This is a genomic window from Escherichia sp. TW09308 (genome assembly GCF_000208565.1).
Lineage (GTDB): Bacteria > Pseudomonadota > Gammaproteobacteria > Enterobacterales > Enterobacteriaceae > Escherichia > Escherichia marmotae.
Map to the genome: position 1 here is coordinate 1,176,629 of NZ_AEME01000001.1, position 15,265 is coordinate 1,191,893.

The window sequence follows — 15,265 nt, forward strand, 5'->3', positions numbered from 1 at the left end:
CTGCCAGGTAAGCGTTCCCTTCGTTTCTAATAACCTTATAATTAATCAACGAAATCATAATGTTTATAAAAATAGAAGATAAATTATAAACATTATTTAAATGTTGTTACTTAAGTGTTAACGTTGATGCCGCGCAAATCTCACCTGCAATAAAGCGACTAAAAGTAAGGCATTAACAAGATGAAAAAAGTGACTGCCATGCTCTTCTCGATGGCCGTGGGGCTTAATGCCGTTTCAATGACGGCAAAAGCGAAAGCGTCCGAGGAGCAGGAAACTGATGTACTGTTGATTGGCGGCGGCATTATGAGCGCCACGTTGGGGACCTATTTACGGGAACTGGAGCCTGAATGGTCGATGACCATGGTAGAGCGCCTGGAGGGTGTCGCGCAGGAGAGTTCGAACGGCTGGAACAACGCCGGAACCGGGCATTCTGCGCTGATGGAACTCAATTACACCCCGCAAAACGCCGATGGCAGCATCAGTATTGAAAAAGCAGTCGCCATTAACGAAGCATTCCAGATTTCCCGCCAGTTCTGGGCGCACCAGGTCGAGCGCGGCGTGCTGCGTACCCCGCGTTCATTTATCAATACCGTTCCGCATATGAGCTTTGTCTGGGGCGAAGATAACGTCAATTTCCTGCGTGCCCGTTACGCGGCATTGCAACAAAGTTCGCTGTTTCGCGGTATGCGTTACTCTGAAGATCACGCGCAAATCAAGGAGTGGGCACCGTTAGTGATGGAAGGGCGTGATCCACAACAGAAAGTGGCGGCTACGCGTACAGAAATTGGCACCGATGTGAACTACGGTGAGATCACCCGTCAGTTGATCGCCTCATTACAGAAGAAATCTAACTTCTCGCTGCAACTCAGCAGCGAAGTCCGCGCTATCAAACGTAATGACGATAACACCTGGACCGTCACCGTTGCCGATCTGAAAAACGGCACCGCACAGAACATCCGTGCGAAATTTGTTTTTATCGGCGCGGGTGGCGCGGCACTGAAACTGTTGCAGGAGTCCGGTATTCCGGAAGCGAAAGAATACGCCGGTTTCCCGGTGGGTGGTCAGTTCCTCGTTTCGGAAAACCCGGATGTGGTTAATCACCATCTGGCGAAGGTCTATGGTAAAGCATCCGTTGGCGCGCCGCCGATGTCAGTTCCGCATATCGATACCCGTGTACTGGACGGTAAACGCGTGGTGCTGTTCGGGCCATTTGCTACCTTCTCAACCAAATTCCTCAAAAACGGTTCGCTGTGGGATCTGATGAGTTCCACCACCACCTCTAACGTGATGCCGATGATGCACGTCGGGCTGGATAATTTCGATCTGGTGAAATATCTGGTGAGTCAGGTGATGTTGAGTGAAGAGGATCGTTTTGAAGCGTTGAAAGAGTACTACCCACAAGCGAAAAAAGAGGACTGGCGTTTGTGGCAAGCGGGACAGCGCGTGCAGATTATCAAACGTGATGCCGATAAAGGCGGCGTGCTGCGTCTGGGTACAGAAGTGGTCAGCGACCAGCAAGGAACCATTGCTGCGCTGCTCGGCGCATCGCCGGGGGCATCTACCGCTGCGCCGATTATGTTGAGTCTGTTGGAAAAAGTGTTTGGTGATCGTGTTTCCAGCCCACAATGGCAGGCCACGCTGAAAGCGATTGTTCCGTCTTATGGCAGCAAGCTGAACGGTGATGCGGCGGCAACAGAACGTGAATTGCAGTACACCAGCGAAGTTCTGAGCCTGAAATATGATAAGCCGCAGGCGGCAGATAGCACGCCGAAAGCGCAGTTGAAACCGCAACCAGTACAAAAAGAAGTGGCGGATATTGCGTTGTAATGGTGCGCCGCATCCGGCAACTGGCTTTGGCGCTGGCGTTTGTTCTGTATGCGGCGAGCTTCCCAAGTGTGATGGATAGCCTGACAGCCGGTACGATTACCGTTGTTTTCTCTTCAATGATTGCACTGATGCGTCCGCTGAAATCGCTGACCAACGTTAACGCCCAGTTCCAACGTGGTATGGCGGCCTGTCAGACGCTGTTCACCATTCTGGATAGTGAACAGGAGAAAGACGAAGGTAAGCGTGAGATTGAGCGTGCTACCGGCGATGTGGAATTCCGTAATGTTACCTTCACCTATCCAGGGCGTGAAGTTCCCGCTTTGCGTAACATCAACCTGAAAATCCCGGCAGGGAAAACAGTTGCTCTGGTTGGACGTTCTGGTTCGGGTAAATCGACCATCGCGAGTTTAATCACTCGCTTCTACGATATCGATGAAGGCGAGATCCTGATGGATGGTCACGATCTACGCGAGTATACCCTGGCGTCATTGCGTAATCAGGTTGCGCTGGTGTCGCAGAATGTCCATCTGTTTAACGATACGGTTGCCAACAACATTGCTTACGCACGTACTGACCAGTACAGCCGTGAGCAAATTGAAGAAGCGGCGCGTATGGCTTATGCCATGGACTTTATCAATAAGATGGATAACGGTCTCGATACGGTAATTGGCGAAAACGGTGTACTGCTTTCTGGCGGTCAGCGTCAGCGTATTGCTATTGCTCGTGCTTTGTTGCGTGACAGCCCGATTCTGATTCTGGACGAAGCCACCTCGGCACTGGATACTGAATCTGAACGTGCAATTCAGGCGGCGCTGGATGAGTTGCAGAAAAACCGTACTTCACTGGTGATAGCCCACCGTTTGTCTACCATTGAAAAGGCAGACGAAATTGTGGTCGTCGAGGACGGGGTCATTGTGGAACGCGGTACGCACAACGATTTGCTTGAACACCGTGGTGTCTACGCGCAACTTCACAAAATGCAGTTTGGCCAATGATTGAAAAAATCTGGTCTGGTGAATCGCCTTTGTGGCGGCTGTTGCTGCCACTCTCCTGGCTGTATGGCCTGGTGAGTGGTGTAATCCGTCTTTGCTACAAATTAAAATTGAAACGCGCATGGCGCGCGCCAGTGCCAGTTGTGGTGGTCGGTAACCTCACCGCAGGTGGCAATGGAAAAACCCCGGTCGTTGTCTGGCTGGTGGAACAACTGCAAAAATGCGGTGTTCGCGTTGGTGTGGTGTCAAGAGGGTATGGCGGTAAGGCCGAATCGTATCCGTTGTTACTGTCGGCAGATACCACCACGGCACAGGCGGGTGATGAACCGGTGCTTATTTATCAGCGCACTGGTGCGCCTGTTGCGGTTTCTCCCGAACGTTCTGATGCAGTAAAAGTGATTCTGGCGCAGCATCCTGATGTACAACTCATCGTGACTGACGACGGTCTACAGCATTATCGCCTGGCGCGAGATGTAGAAATTGTCGTCATCGATGGTGTGCGTCGCTTTGGTAATGGCTGGTGGTTGCCCGCGGGGCCAATGCGTGAGCGAGCGGGGCGCTTAAAATCGGTTGATGCGGTAATCGTCAACGGCGGTGTACCGCACAATGGTGAAATCCCAATGCATCTGCTGCCGGGTCAGGCTGTGAATTTGCGTACTGGTACGCGTTGTGATGTTGCACAACTTGAACATGTGGTAGCAATGGCGGGGATTGGTCACCCGCCGCGCTTTTTTGCCACGCTGAAGATGTGCGGTGTTCAACCAGAAAAATGTGTTCCGCTGGCCGATCATCAGTCTTTGAATCATGCGGATGTCAGCGCACTGTTAAGTGCCGGGCAAACGCTGATCATGACTGAAAAAGATGCGGTGAAATGCCGGGCCTTTGCAGAAGAAAATTGGTGGTATTTGCCCGTTGACGCACAGCTTTCGGGCGATGAACCAGAGAAACTGCTCGCGCAACTTTCCTCGCTGGCTTCTGGCAACTAATTCCGCCGCGGCAGCGTTCAATAGATGAAGCCATGATGACGCTGCCGTATATTTCCCTTGCCGATGCGCGTAATCTTCACCTTGCCGCGCAAGGCCTGTTAAACAAATCCCGCCGTCGTGCGTCGCCAGAAGATATCCTGTCAACTATCTCCCGTATCTCCCTGCTACAAATCGACACTATCAATATCGTTGCCCGTAGCCCTTATCTGGTACTTTTTAGTCGCCTTGGTAATTATTCTCCGCAGTGGCTGGATGAGTCACTGACACGTGGCGAATTAATGGAGTACTGGGCGCATGAAGCCTGCTTTATGCCGCGTAGCGATTTTCGTCTTATTCGCCACCGAATGCTGGCACCTGAAAAAATGGGCTGGAAATACAAAGACGCCTGGATGCAGGAACATGTAGCAGAAATTGAACAGTTAATTCAGCACATACAAGATAACGGACCGGTACGTTCAGCCGATTTTGAACATCCCCGAAAAGGGGCAAGCGGTTGGTGGGAGTGGAAGCCCCATAAACGGCATCTGGAAGGCTTATTTACTGCCGGAAAAGTCATGGTAGTTGAACGGCGCAACTTCCAGCGAGTTTATGATCTAACCCATCGCGTCATGCCTCACTGGGATGATGAGCGTGATCTCGTTTCGCAAACAGAAGCAGAAATCGCCATGCTGGATAACAGCGCGCGTTGCCTGGGAATATTCCGCGAACAGTGGCTGGCGGATTATTATCGTTTGAAACGTCCTGCACTGTCGGCCTGGCGTGATCTATGTGCTGAACAGCAACAAATTATCCCCATAAATGTGGAGAGATTAGGACAACTCTGGCTGCATGCTGACTTGTTGCCTCTTCTCGAAACAGCTCTCGCGGGGAAACTAACCGCGACGCATAGCACTGTACTGTCACCTTTTGACCCTGTCGTCTGGGATCGTAAACGTGCAGAGCAACTTTTTGATTTTAGCTACCGGCTGGAATGCTACACGCCAGCGCCGAAACGCCAGTATGGCTATTTCGTTCTGCCGTTACTACATCGTGGGCAATTAGTCGGGCGAATGGATGCCAAAATACATCGCCAGGCGGGCATTCTTGAAGTTATCTCCCTCTGGTTACAGGATGGCATCAAACCGACAGCTTCTCTTCAAAAAGGGTTACGCCTGGCGATTACCGATTTTGCTAGCTGGCAGCAGGCGACGCGAGTGACATTAGGGCGCTGCCCACCCGATCTTTTTACCGATTGCCGCACTGGCTGGGAAATAGCCCCCTAGCATAAATGATTATGATAAGATTTATGCATTCATAACCCGATCCATCTGGAGGAACTATGGATCATCGTCTGCTTGAAATCGTTGCCTGCCCGGTTTGCAACGGCAAACTTTGGTATAACCAGGAAAAACAAGAACTGATTTGCAAACTGGATAACCTGGCTTTCCCGCTGCGCGATGGCATTCCAGTTCTGCTGGAAACGGAAGCCCGTGTACTGACTGCCGATGAGAGTAAATCATGAGTTTTGTGGTCATTATTCCCGCGCGCTACGCTTCTACGCGTCTGCCCGGTAAACCGCTGGTCGATATTAACGGCAAGCCCATGATCGTTCATGTCCTTGAGCGCGCCCGCGAATCAGGTGCCGATCGCATCATCGTGGCAACCGATCATGACGATGTCGCCCGCGTCGTTGAAGCTGCGGGTGGTGAAGTATGCATGACGCGCGCCGATCATCAATCAGGCACTGAGCGTCTGGCGGAAGTTGTCGAAAAATGCGCGTTCAGTGACGATACGGTGATTGTTAATGTGCAGGGGGATGAACCCATGATCCCTGCAACAATCATTCGTCAGGTTGCCGATAATCTCGCCCAGCGTGAAGTGGGAATGGCTACCCTGGCTGTACCTATCCACAATGCGGAAGAAGTCTTTAATCCGAATGCGGTTAAAGTGGTTCTTGATGCTGAAGGTTATGCGCTTTACTTTTCACGTGCCACCATTCCGTGGGATCGTGACCGTTTTGCAAAAAGTCTGGAAACCGTTGGTGATAATTTCCTGCGGCATCTCGGTATTTATGGCTACCGTGCAGGTTTTATCCGCCGTTATGTTAACTGGCAGCCAAGCCCGTTAGAACACATCGAAATGTTAGAGCAGCTTCGCGTACTGTGGTACGGCGAAAAAATCCATGTTGCTGTCGCCCGGGAAGTTCCTGGTACAGGTGTGGATACCCCTGAAGATCTCGAGCGCGTTCGCGCTGAAATGCGCTAAGTTAATTTCACGACACTCCACCCGATTTTCGGGGGAGTGTCGTACCGTTACGATTTTCCTCATTTTTCTTTTCAACAATTGATCTCATTCAGGTGACATCTTTTACATTGGCGCTCATTATGAAGGCAGTAGCTTTTATGAGGGTAATCTGAATGGAACAGCTGCGTGCCGAATTAAGCCATTTACTGGGTGAAAAACTCAGTCGTATCGAGTGTGTCAATGAAAAAGCGAATACGGCGTTGTGGGCTTTGTATGACAGCCAGGGAAACCCAATGCCGCTGTTGGCAAGAAGCTTTAGTACGCCAGGGCAAGCACGACAGTTGGCATGGAAAACCACCATGCTGGCGCGCAGCGGGACTATCCGTATGCCAACTATTTATGGTGTGATGACACATGAAGAACACCCAGGCCCCGATGTCCTGTTACTGGAGCGGATGCGTGGTGTTTCTGTGGAAGCACCTGCACGTACACCGGAACGTTGGGAGCATCTGAAAGAGCAAATTGTTGAAGCTCTGTTGGCCTGGCACCGACAGGACAGTCGCGGTTGCGTTGGCGCAGTGGATAATACCCAGGAAAATTTCTGGCCCTCCTGGTATCGGCAACATATTGAAGTGTTATGGACCACGCTCAATCAGTTCAATAACACCGGTTTAACCATGCAGGATAAGCGGATTCTGTTCCGCACCCGCGAATGTCTTCCAGCATTATTTGAAGGATTTAACGACAATTGTGTGCTGATTCACGGCAATTTCTGTTTGCGTAGCATGTTGAAAGATTCGCGCAGCGATCAACTACTGGCGATGGTCGGGCCGGGATTAATGCTTTGGGCACCGCGAGAGTATGAACTGTTCCGACTAATGGATAATACGCTGGCAGAAGATTTACTCTGGAGTTACCTGCAACGCGCGCCAGTGGCGGAGTCGTTCATCTGGCGACGTTGGCTATATGTGTTATGGGATGAAGTTGCGCAACTGGTCAATACCGGACGGTTTAGTCGGAGCAACTTCGATCTGGCATCAAAATCACTCTTGCCGTGGCTCGCCTGATGAACCTTTTAACCACTGCCAGATGCGGCCAAGCGTTTCATAACCGGCCCGATCGCTATGCATCAACCAGACCGGAGACGGGATTGCCCGTTCCCACGGGTTAAGCGGTGAATCGATCGCCAGTTGATTGGCGGGGGCAGGTAGCGGATTTAACCCTGCATGTTGAAAAAAGATCATCGCGCGCGGCAAATGAGACGCAGAGGTCACCAACAGGAAAGGGGCGTCACCAATTGCCTGTTTCACTGCTGTGGCTTCTTCTTCGGTATCTTTCGGTAAATCCAGCGTAATAATCTGCTCGCGTGGGACACCCAGCGATTGCGCCACTCTGGCCCCCACTTCTGCTGTACTCACCGTATTGGTTTTTGCCACACCACCCGTGAAGATTAACTTTGATCCCGGATTTTCACGCCACAAACGCACGCCTTCATTCAGGCGTGGCAGACTGTTATTGATTAAATTTGAACTTGGCGCCCACTGCGGGTTCCAGGTATAGCCGCCGCCCAGCACCACTATATAGTCCACTTTTTGTACATTGTTCCATGTCGGATAGGTGCTTTCGATGGGACGCAGCAGACGATCTGCTACCGGTTGCAAACTTAATAACAAAAGTGCCAGCCATCCTACGCTAATAAATATCTTCCCGGTTTTTTGAAAACGACTAAACCACAGCAGCACCAGGCCAGCACCAATAATCAGCAACATCAGCGGAAGTGGCAGCAGCATACCGCCAATCACTTTTTTCAGTGTAAAAAGCATCCTTTCTGGTTCCTTTTTTAACCATATAGCGAGGGATCGGCAGTGATATTACACCAGACGGGTTCATTCTCGCCTCGGCTGTGACAAAATAGCGCCTTTATCAGAAAACGTCTTAGCCAACCGGTGGAGAAAGCAATGCAGGATCGCAATTTTGATGATATTGCGGAAAAGTTTTCCCGTAACATTTACGGCACCACCAAAGGACAGCTTCGACAGGCTATTCTGTGGCAGGATCTCGATCGTGTGCTGGCGGAAATAGGCTCGCAAAAATTGCGAGTGCTGGATGCTGGCGGTGGTGAAGGGCAGACGGCGATCAAAATGGCCGGGCGTGGGCATCAGGTCATTTTATGCGATCTTTCTGCGCAGATGATCGACCGCGCAAAGCAGGCGGCAGAAGCAAAAGGTGTGAGCGGCAACATGCAATTTATACATTGCGCTGCTCAGGATGTTGCTTCGCATTTGGAAACGCCCGTTGATCTGATATTGTTCCATGCGGTGCTGGAGTGGGTCGCTGACCCCCGTAGCGTGTTACAGACTCTGTGGTCAGTGTTGCGCCCAGGAGGCATGTTGTCGTTAATGTTCTACAATGCGCACGGTTTGCTGATGCACAACATGGTTGCAGGGAATTTTGATTACGTGCAGGCGGGAATGCCGAAAAAGAAAAAACGGACGCTTTCGCCAGACTCTCCGCGCGATCCGGCGCAGGTATATCAGTGGCTGGAAGAAGCTGGCTGGCAAATTACCGGCAAGACCGGCGTTCGCGTGTTTCATGATTATCTGCGTGAAAAGCACCAACAGCGCGATTGCTACGAAGCATTACTTGAATTAGAAACGCGTTATTGCCGTCAGGAACCTTACATTAGCCTGGGGCGTTATATTCATGTCACCGCGCGCAAACCGCAGAGCAAGGATAAAGTATGAGTGAATTTTCCCAGACAGTCCCCGAACTGGTTGCCTGGGCCAGAAAAAATGACTTCTCCATCTCGCTGCCGGTAGACCGTCTCTCTTTTCTGCTGGCGGTGGCCACGCTGAACGGCGAGCGTCTGGACGGCGAGATGAGTGAAGGTGAGCTGGTGGATGCATTCCGCCACGTGAGTGATGCGTTTGAGCAAACCAGCGAAACCATCGGCGTGCGCGCCAACAACGCGATCAACGATATGGTGCGTCAACGTCTGCTGAACCGCTTTACAAGCGAACAGGCGGAAGGGAACGCCATTTACCGTCTGACGCCGCTCGGCATCGGCATTACTGATTACTACATCCGTCAGCGCGAGTTTTCTACGCTGCGTCTTTCTATGCAATTGTCGATCGTTGCAGGCGAACTGAAGCGTGCGGCGGATGCGGCAGAAGAGGGCGGCGATGAGTTTCACTGGCACCGTAACGTCTATGCGCCGCTGAAATACTCGGTAGCAGAAATTTTCGACAGTATCGACCTGACGCAACGTCTGATGGACGAACAGCAGCAACAGGTGAAAGACGATATCGCCCAGTTACTGAATAAAGACTGGCGGGCGGCGATCTCAAGCTGTGAAATGTTGCTTTCGGAAACCTCTGGTACGCTGCGTGAATTGCAAGATACGCTGGAAGCGGCGGGCGACAAATTACAGGCTAACCTGTTGCGCATCCAGGATGCGACCATGACCCATGACGATCTGCATTTTGTCGATCGTCTGGTGTACGACCTGCAAAGCAAACTCGACCGTATTATCAGTTGGGGTCAGCAATCCATCGATTTATGGATCGGTTATGACCGCCACGTACATAAATTTATCCGTACCGCGATCGATATGGATAAAAACCGTGTCTTTGCCCAGCGATTACGTCAGTCGGTACAAACCTATTTTGATGACCCGTGGGCGCTGACTTACGCCAATGCCGATCGTCTGCTGGATATGCGTGACGAAGAGATGGCACTGCGTGACGAAGAAGTGACCGGGGAACTTCCGCCAGATTTAGAGTACGAAGAGTTTAACGAGATCCGCGAACAACTGGCGGCAATCATCGAAGAGCAGCTCGCCGTCTATAAAACCAGACAAGTGCCGCTGGATCTTGGTCTGGTGGTACGCGAATATCTGGCGCAGTATCCGCGTGCGCGTCACTTTGATGTTGCGCGCATTGTTATTGATCAGGCGGTACGCCTCGGCGTAGCGCAAGCAGACTTCACCGGACTGCCAGCGAAATGGCAGCCGATTAATGATTACGGAGCCAAGGTACAGGCGCATGTCATCGACAAATATTGAACAAGTGATGCCGGTTAAGCTGGCGCAAGCGCTGGCGAATCCGTTATTTCCGGCGCTGGATAGCGCCTTACGTTCAGGTCGCCATATCGGTCTTGACGAACTGGACAACCATGCATTCCTGATGGATTTTCAGGAATACCTGGAAGAGTTTTACGCGCGTTATAACGTTGAGCTTATTCGCGCGCCGGAAGGTTTCTTCTATTTGCGTCCACGTTCCACCACGTTGATCCCTCGTTCCGTGTTGTCCGAACTGGATATGATGGTTGGGAAAATCCTCTGTTATCTCTATCTCAGCCCGGAACGGCTGGCGAACGAGGGGATCTTTACTCAGCAGGAACTGTATGACGAACTGCTCACCCTGGCTGACGAAGCGAAACTGCTGAAACTGGTAAACAACCGTTCTACCGGTTCAGACGTTGACCGCCAGAAGTTGCAGGAAAAAGTACGTTCTTCGCTAAATCGTCTGCGTCGTTTGGGCATGGTGTGGTTTATGGGCCACGACAGCAGCAAGTTCCGCATTACAGAATCGGTGTTCCGTTTTGGTGCGGATGTGCGTGCTGGTGACGATCCGCGCGAAGCCCAACGTCGCCTGATTCGCGATGGTGAAGCAATGTCTCTGGAAAATCACCTGCAACTCAACGACGAAACCGAAGAGAATCAGCCAGATAGCGGAGAGGAAGAATAATGATTGAACGCGGTAAATTTCGCTCACTGACGCTGATTAACTGGAACGGCTTTTTTGCCCGTACCTTTGACCTCGATGAGCTGGTCACAACGCTTTCCGGCGGTAACGGTGCAGGTAAATCCACCACTATGGCGGCGTTTGTTACGGCGCTTATTCCTGACCTGACCCTGCTGCACTTCCGTAACACCACGGAAGCCGGGGCCACCAGTGGTTCGCGCGATAAAGGTTTGCACGGTAAGCTAAAAGCGGGCGTCTGTTATTCGATGCTCGACACCATCAACTCGCGCCATCAGCGCGTGGTGGTCGGTGTGCGTCTGCAACAGGTTGCCGGGCGCGATCGTAAAGTGGATATCAAACCGTTTGCGATTCAGGGGCTACCGATGTCGGTGCTGCCGACGCAACTGGTGACAGAAACCCTGAACGAACGCCAGGCGCGCGTGCTGCCGCTTAATGAGCTGAAAGAGAAGCTCGAAGCGATGGAAGGCGTGCAGTTTAAGCAGTTCAATTCCATCACCGATTACCATTCACTGATGTTCGATCTGGGCATCATTGCGCGTCGTCTGCGCTCGGCGTCTGATCGTAGTAAATTCTATCGTCTGATCGAAGCCTCACTGTACGGCGGTATTTCCAGTGCCATTACCCGTTCTCTGCGTGACTATCTGCTGCCAGAAAACAGCGGCGTGCGTAAAGCGTTCCAGGATATGGAAGCAGCGCTGCGTGAAAACCGCATGACGCTGGAAGCGATTCGTGTAACGCAGTCCGATCGCGACCTGTTTAAGCATTTGATCAGTGAAGCCACCAACTATGTGGCGGCGGACTATATGCGTCACGCCAACGAACGTCGCGTTCATCTGGATAAGGCACTGGAGTTTCGTCGTGAGCTACACACTTCTCGTCAGCAACTAGCGGCGGAGCAGTACAAACACGTCGATATGGCGCGTGAACTGGCAGAGCACAACGGTGCGGAAGGCGATCTGGAAGCAGATTATCAGGCAGCCAGCGATCACCTGAACCTCGTGCAAACCGCACTGCGTCAGCAGGAAAAGATCGAACGTTACGAAGCGGATCTCGATGAATTGCAGATCCGTCTCGAAGAGCAAAACGAAGTGGTGGCAGAAGCCATCGAACGTCAGGAAGAGAATGAAGCGCGCGCGGAAGCCGCCGAACTGGAAGTGGACGAGCTGAAAAACCAGCTTGCTGACTACCAGCAGGCACTGGACGTCCAGCAAACGCGCGCGATCCAGTACAACCAGGCGATTACTGCACTTAACCGCGCTAAAGAACTGTGTCATCTGCCGGACTTAACTGCCGACAGCGCCGCCGAGTGGCTGGAAACCTTCCAGGCGAAAGAGCTGGAAGCCACCGAAAAAATGCTCTCTCTTGAGCAGAAAATGAGCATGGCACAAACCGCGCATAGCCAGTTTGAGCAGGCTTATCAGTTAGTCGCAGCCATTAACGGTCCGCTGGCGCGTAACGAAGCGTGGGATGTTGCTCGTGAACTGCTGCGCGAAGGGGTCGAACAACGTCACCTTGCAGAACAGGTTCAGCCGCTGCGGATGCGCTTAAGCGAACTGGAACAGCGCCTGCGTGAGCAACAGGAAGCCGAGCGCCTGCTGGCGGATTTCTGCAAACGCCAGGGCAAGAACTTTGATATCGATGAACTGGAAGCCCTGCATCAGGAACTGGAAGCACGCATTGCCTCCCTTTCTGACAGCGTGTCTAATGCCCGTGAAGAGCGCATGGCGCTGCGTCAGGAACAGGAACAACTGCAATCACGCATTCAGAGTCTGATGCAGCGTGCGCCGGTTTGGTTGGCTGCGCAAAACAGCCTCAATCAGTTGAGCGAGCAGTGCGGTGAAGAGTTCACCTCCAGTCAGGATGTCACTGAATATATGCAACAGTTGCTGGAGCGCGAGCGCGAGGCGATTGTTGAACGTGACGAAGTGGGCGCGCGCAAAAACGCCGTTGACGAAGAGATCGAGCGTTTAAGTCAGCCGGGGGGCTCTGAAGATCAGCGCCTGAATGCGCTGGCGGAACGTTTTGGCGGCGTGCTGTTGTCAGAAATTTATGACGACGTTAGCCTGGAAGATGCGCCGTACTTCTCGGCGCTGTATGGCCCCTCTCGTCACGCCATCGTAGTGCCCGATCTGTCGCAGATTGCCGAACAACTGGAAGGTTTAACCGATTGCCCGGAAGATCTCTATCTGATCGAAGGTGATCCGCAGTCATTCGATGACAGCGTGTTTAGCGTTGATGAACTGGAAAAAGCGGTGGTGGTGAAAATTGCCGACCGTCAGTGGCGTTATTCGCGCTTCCCTGAAGTGCCGTTGTTTGGTCGTGCGGCGCGCGAAAGCCGTATTGAAAGCCTTCATGCCGAACGTGAAGTGCTTTCCGAACGCTTCGCCACGCTCTCCTTTGATGTACAGAAAACTCAGCGCCTGCATCAGGCTTTCAGTCGCTTTATCGGCAGCCATCTGGCGGTGGCATTTGAGTCCGATCCGGAAGCTGAAATCCGTCAACTGAACAGCCGCCGCGTCGAACTGGAGCGGGCGTTGAGTAATCATGAAAATGATAACCAGCAGCAACGCATTCAGTTTGAGCAGGCGAAAGAGGGCGTGACAGCGCTTAACCGCATCCTGCCACGCCTTAACCTGTTGGCTGACGATACGCTGGCAGATCGCGTCGATGAAATCCGCGAACGTCTGGATGAAGCCCAGGAAGCGGCGCGTTTTGTTCAGCAGTTCGGTAATCAACTGGCGAAACTGGAGCCGATCGTTTCAGTGTTGCAAAGCGATCCGGAACAGTTTGAACAGTTAAAAGAAGATTACGCATACTCCCAGCAGATGCAGCGCGATGCCCGTCAGCAGGCATTTGCCCTGACGGAAGTGGTGCAGCGTCGCGCACACTTTAGCTACTCCGACTCGGCAGAAATGCTCAGTGGTAACAGCGATCTCAACGAAAAATTGCGTGAACGTCTGGAACATGCGGAAGCAGAGCGTACCCGTGCTCGTGAAGCACTGCGTGGTCATGCTACACAGTTGAACCAGTACAATCAGGTGCTGGCATCGCTGAAAAGTTCTTACGACACTAAAAAAGAACTGCTTAACGATCTGCAACGCGAATTGCAGGATATCGGTGTGCGTGCCGATAGCGGCGCAGAAGAGCGCGCGCGTATTCGCCGTGACGAGCTACATGCGCAACTCAGTAATAACCGTTCCCGTCGCAACCAACTGGAAAAAGCGCTCACCTTCTGCGAAGCGGAGATGGACAACCTGACCCGTAAACTGCGCAAGCTGGAGCGTGATTATCACGAGATGCGCGAGCAGGTGGTGACCGCCAAAGCGGGCTGGTGCGCGGTAATGCGCATGGTGAAAGACAACGGCGTCGAACGCCGCTTGCACCGTCGCGAGCTGGCTTATCTTTCTGCTGATGATTTGCGTTCCATGTCGGATAAGGCGTTAGGTGCGCTGCGTCTGGCGGTAGCGGATAACGAACATCTACGCGACGTGCTGCGTATGTCGGAAGATCCAAAACGTCCGGAACGTAAAATCCAGTTCTTCGTGGCGGTTTACCAGCATCTGCGCGAACGAATCCGCCAGGATATTATTCGTACCGATGATCCGGTAGAAGCTATCGAGCAGATGGAGATCGAACTTAGCCGTCTGACCGAAGAATTAACCTCCCGTGAGCAGAAACTGGCGATCAGTTCCCGCAGTGTGTCGAACATTATTCGCAAAACCATTCAGCGCGAACAGAACCGTATCCGTATGCTTAACCAGGGCTTGCAGAACGTGTCATTCGGCCAGGTGAACAGCGTACGTCTGAACGTGAATGTGCGTGAAACGCACGCCATGTTGCTGGATGTGCTTTCTGAACAGCATGAACAACATCAGGATTTGTTTAACAGCAACCGTCTGACCTTCTCGGAAGCGCTGGCGAAACTGTATCAGCGCCTTAACCCGCAAATTGATATGGGGCAGCGCACGCCGCAGACCATTGGTGAAGAGCTGCTGGATTATCGCAACTACCTGGAGATGGAAGTTGAAGTTAACCGTGGTTCCGATGGATGGCTGCGTGCGGAGTCAGGCGCGTTGTCAACGGGTGAGGCCATCGGTACAGGGATGTCGATTCTGGTGATGGTGGTACAGAGCTGGGAAGATGAATCCCGTCGTCTGCGCGGTAAAGATATTTCTCCTTGTCGTCTGCTGTTCCTCGATGAAGCAGCGCGCCTGGATGCCCGTTCTATCGCCACGTTGTTTGAATTGTGTGAGCGTTTGCAAATGCAGCTCATCATCGCGGCACCAGAAAATATTAGTCCGGAAAAAGGCACCACCTACAAACTGGTGCGTAAGGTATTCCAGAATACCGAACACGTACATGTGGTTGGTTTGCGTGGCTTTGCGCCGCAGCTTCCTGAAACGCTTCCAGGAACTGACGAAGCGTCTTCCCAGGCAAGTTAAGATTAAGGCGGCAGCGATGTCGCCTTTTT

11 protein-coding genes and 1 pseudogene are annotated in these 15,265 nt (G+C 52.3%); 11 read left to right on the forward strand and 1 reads right to left on the reverse strand.

Annotation, left to right across the window (positions count from 1 at the left end):
- Nucleotides 1–180 precede the first annotated feature (180 nt).
- The 7 genes and pseudogenes from mqo to ESM_RS0105750 all read left to right on the forward strand — a co-directional run bounded on the left by mqo (nucleotide 181) and on the right by ESM_RS0105750 (nucleotide 7,095).
- Entirely contained in the window at nucleotides 181–1,827 is a 1,647-nt protein-coding gene (mqo, locus tag ESM_RS0105720) for a malate dehydrogenase (quinone) (protein ID WP_000758095.1), read from the forward strand.
- Between the two features lie 23 nt (nucleotides 1,828–1,850).
- A pseudogene (locus ESM_RS01000000124165) lies at nucleotides 1,851–2,822 on the forward strand (ATP-binding cassette domain-containing protein); the annotation flags it as partial.
- On the forward strand, nucleotides 2,819–3,805 hold the full coding sequence (gene lpxK / locus ESM_RS0105730; RefSeq protein ID WP_000570568.1) for a tetraacyldisaccharide 4'-kinase: 987 nt from the start codon (nucleotides 2,819–2,821) through the stop codon (nucleotides 3,803–3,805). The pseudogene ESM_RS01000000124165 and the gene lpxK, both read left to right, overlap by 4 nt.
- A 35-nt stretch (nucleotides 3,806–3,840) precedes the next feature.
- The gene (gene ycaQ / locus ESM_RS0105735) at nucleotides 3,841–5,067 is read left to right on the forward strand and encodes a crosslink repair DNA glycosylase YcaQ (RefSeq protein WP_000174811.1); all 1,227 of its coding nucleotides are present in this window, start codon (nucleotides 3,841–3,843) and stop codon (nucleotides 5,065–5,067) included.
- 56 nt (nucleotides 5,068–5,123) lie between these two features.
- On the forward strand, nucleotides 5,124–5,306 hold the full coding sequence (ycaR, locus tag ESM_RS0105740; RefSeq protein WP_000350069.1) for a protein YcaR: 183 nt from the start codon (nucleotides 5,124–5,126) through the stop codon (nucleotides 5,304–5,306).
- Nucleotides 5,303–6,049 carry a 3-deoxy-manno-octulosonate cytidylyltransferase gene (gene kdsB / locus ESM_RS0105745; protein ID WP_000011587.1) on the forward strand — a complete coding sequence of 249 codons (747 nt, stop codon included), beginning with the start codon at nucleotides 5,303–5,305 and terminating at the stop codon, nucleotides 6,047–6,049. The genes ycaR and kdsB overlap by 4 nt, the downstream gene beginning before the upstream one ends.
- Before the next feature lie 152 nt (nucleotides 6,050–6,201).
- Nucleotides 6,202–7,095, forward strand: coding sequence for a YcbJ family phosphotransferase (locus ESM_RS0105750; protein WP_000436936.1), 894 nt, complete (start codon nucleotides 6,202–6,204; stop codon nucleotides 7,093–7,095).
- Here ESM_RS0105750 and elyC read toward each other — a convergent pair.
- Nucleotides 7,072–7,851, reverse strand: a complete 780-nt coding sequence (elyC, locus tag ESM_RS0105755; RefSeq protein ID WP_000899544.1) for an envelope biogenesis factor ElyC — start codon at nucleotides 7,849–7,851, stop codon at nucleotides 7,072–7,074. The genes ESM_RS0105750 and elyC overlap by 24 nt on opposite strands.
- A 135-nt stretch (nucleotides 7,852–7,986) precedes the next feature.
- Between elyC and cmoM the strand changes: the two genes are divergently transcribed.
- The 4 genes from cmoM to mukB are packed head-to-tail and all read left to right on the forward strand — an operon-like array spanning nucleotide 7,987 to nucleotide 15,236.
- A complete protein-coding gene (gene cmoM / locus ESM_RS0105760; RefSeq protein WP_001516118.1) occupies nucleotides 7,987–8,772 on the forward strand; it encodes a tRNA uridine 5-oxyacetic acid(34) methyltransferase CmoM in 786 nt (261 codons plus the stop codon).
- Nucleotides 8,769–10,091, forward strand: a complete 1,323-nt coding sequence (gene mukF, locus ESM_RS0105765) for a chromosome partition protein MukF (protein ID WP_001288861.1) — start codon at nucleotides 8,769–8,771, stop codon at nucleotides 10,089–10,091. The genes cmoM and mukF overlap by 4 nt, the downstream gene beginning before the upstream one ends.
- The gene (gene mukE, locus ESM_RS0105770) at nucleotides 10,072–10,776 is read left to right on the forward strand and encodes a chromosome partition protein MukE (protein WP_010329756.1); all 705 of its coding nucleotides are present in this window, start codon (nucleotides 10,072–10,074) and stop codon (nucleotides 10,774–10,776) included. The genes mukF and mukE overlap by 20 nt, the downstream gene beginning before the upstream one ends.
- Complete coding sequence (gene mukB / locus ESM_RS0105775) at nucleotides 10,776–15,236, forward strand: chromosome partition protein MukB (RefSeq protein ID WP_000572625.1); 4,461 nt, start codon at nucleotides 10,776–10,778, stop codon at nucleotides 15,234–15,236. The genes mukE and mukB overlap by 1 nt, the downstream gene beginning before the upstream one ends.
- Nucleotides 15,237–15,265 lie beyond the last annotated feature (29 nt).

Coding starts and splice junctions, on each gene's coding strand:
- mqo (WP_000758095.1), top strand. CDS start 181: ATGAAAAAAGTGACTGCCATGCTCTTCTCGATGGCCGTGGGGCTTAAT.
- lpxK (WP_000570568.1), top strand. CDS start 2,819: ATGATTGAAAAAATCTGGTCTGGTGAATCGCCTTTGTGGCGGCTGTTG.
- ycaQ (WP_000174811.1), top strand. CDS start 3,841: ATGACGCTGCCGTATATTTCCCTTGCCGATGCGCGTAATCTTCACCTT.
- ycaR (WP_000350069.1), top strand. CDS start 5,124: ATGGATCATCGTCTGCTTGAAATCGTTGCCTGCCCGGTTTGCAACGGC.
- kdsB (WP_000011587.1), top strand. CDS start 5,303: ATGAGTTTTGTGGTCATTATTCCCGCGCGCTACGCTTCTACGCGTCTG.
- ESM_RS0105750 (WP_000436936.1), top strand. CDS start 6,202: ATGGAACAGCTGCGTGCCGAATTAAGCCATTTACTGGGTGAAAAACTC.
- elyC (WP_000899544.1), bottom strand. CDS start 7,851: ATGCTTTTTACACTGAAAAAAGTGATTGGCGGTATGCTGCTGCCACTT.
- cmoM (WP_001516118.1), top strand. CDS start 7,987: ATGCAGGATCGCAATTTTGATGATATTGCGGAAAAGTTTTCCCGTAAC.
- mukF (WP_001288861.1), top strand. CDS start 8,769: ATGAGTGAATTTTCCCAGACAGTCCCCGAACTGGTTGCCTGGGCCAGA.
- mukE (WP_010329756.1), top strand. CDS start 10,072: ATGTCATCGACAAATATTGAACAAGTGATGCCGGTTAAGCTGGCGCAA.
- mukB (WP_000572625.1), top strand. CDS start 10,776: ATGATTGAACGCGGTAAATTTCGCTCACTGACGCTGATTAACTGGAAC.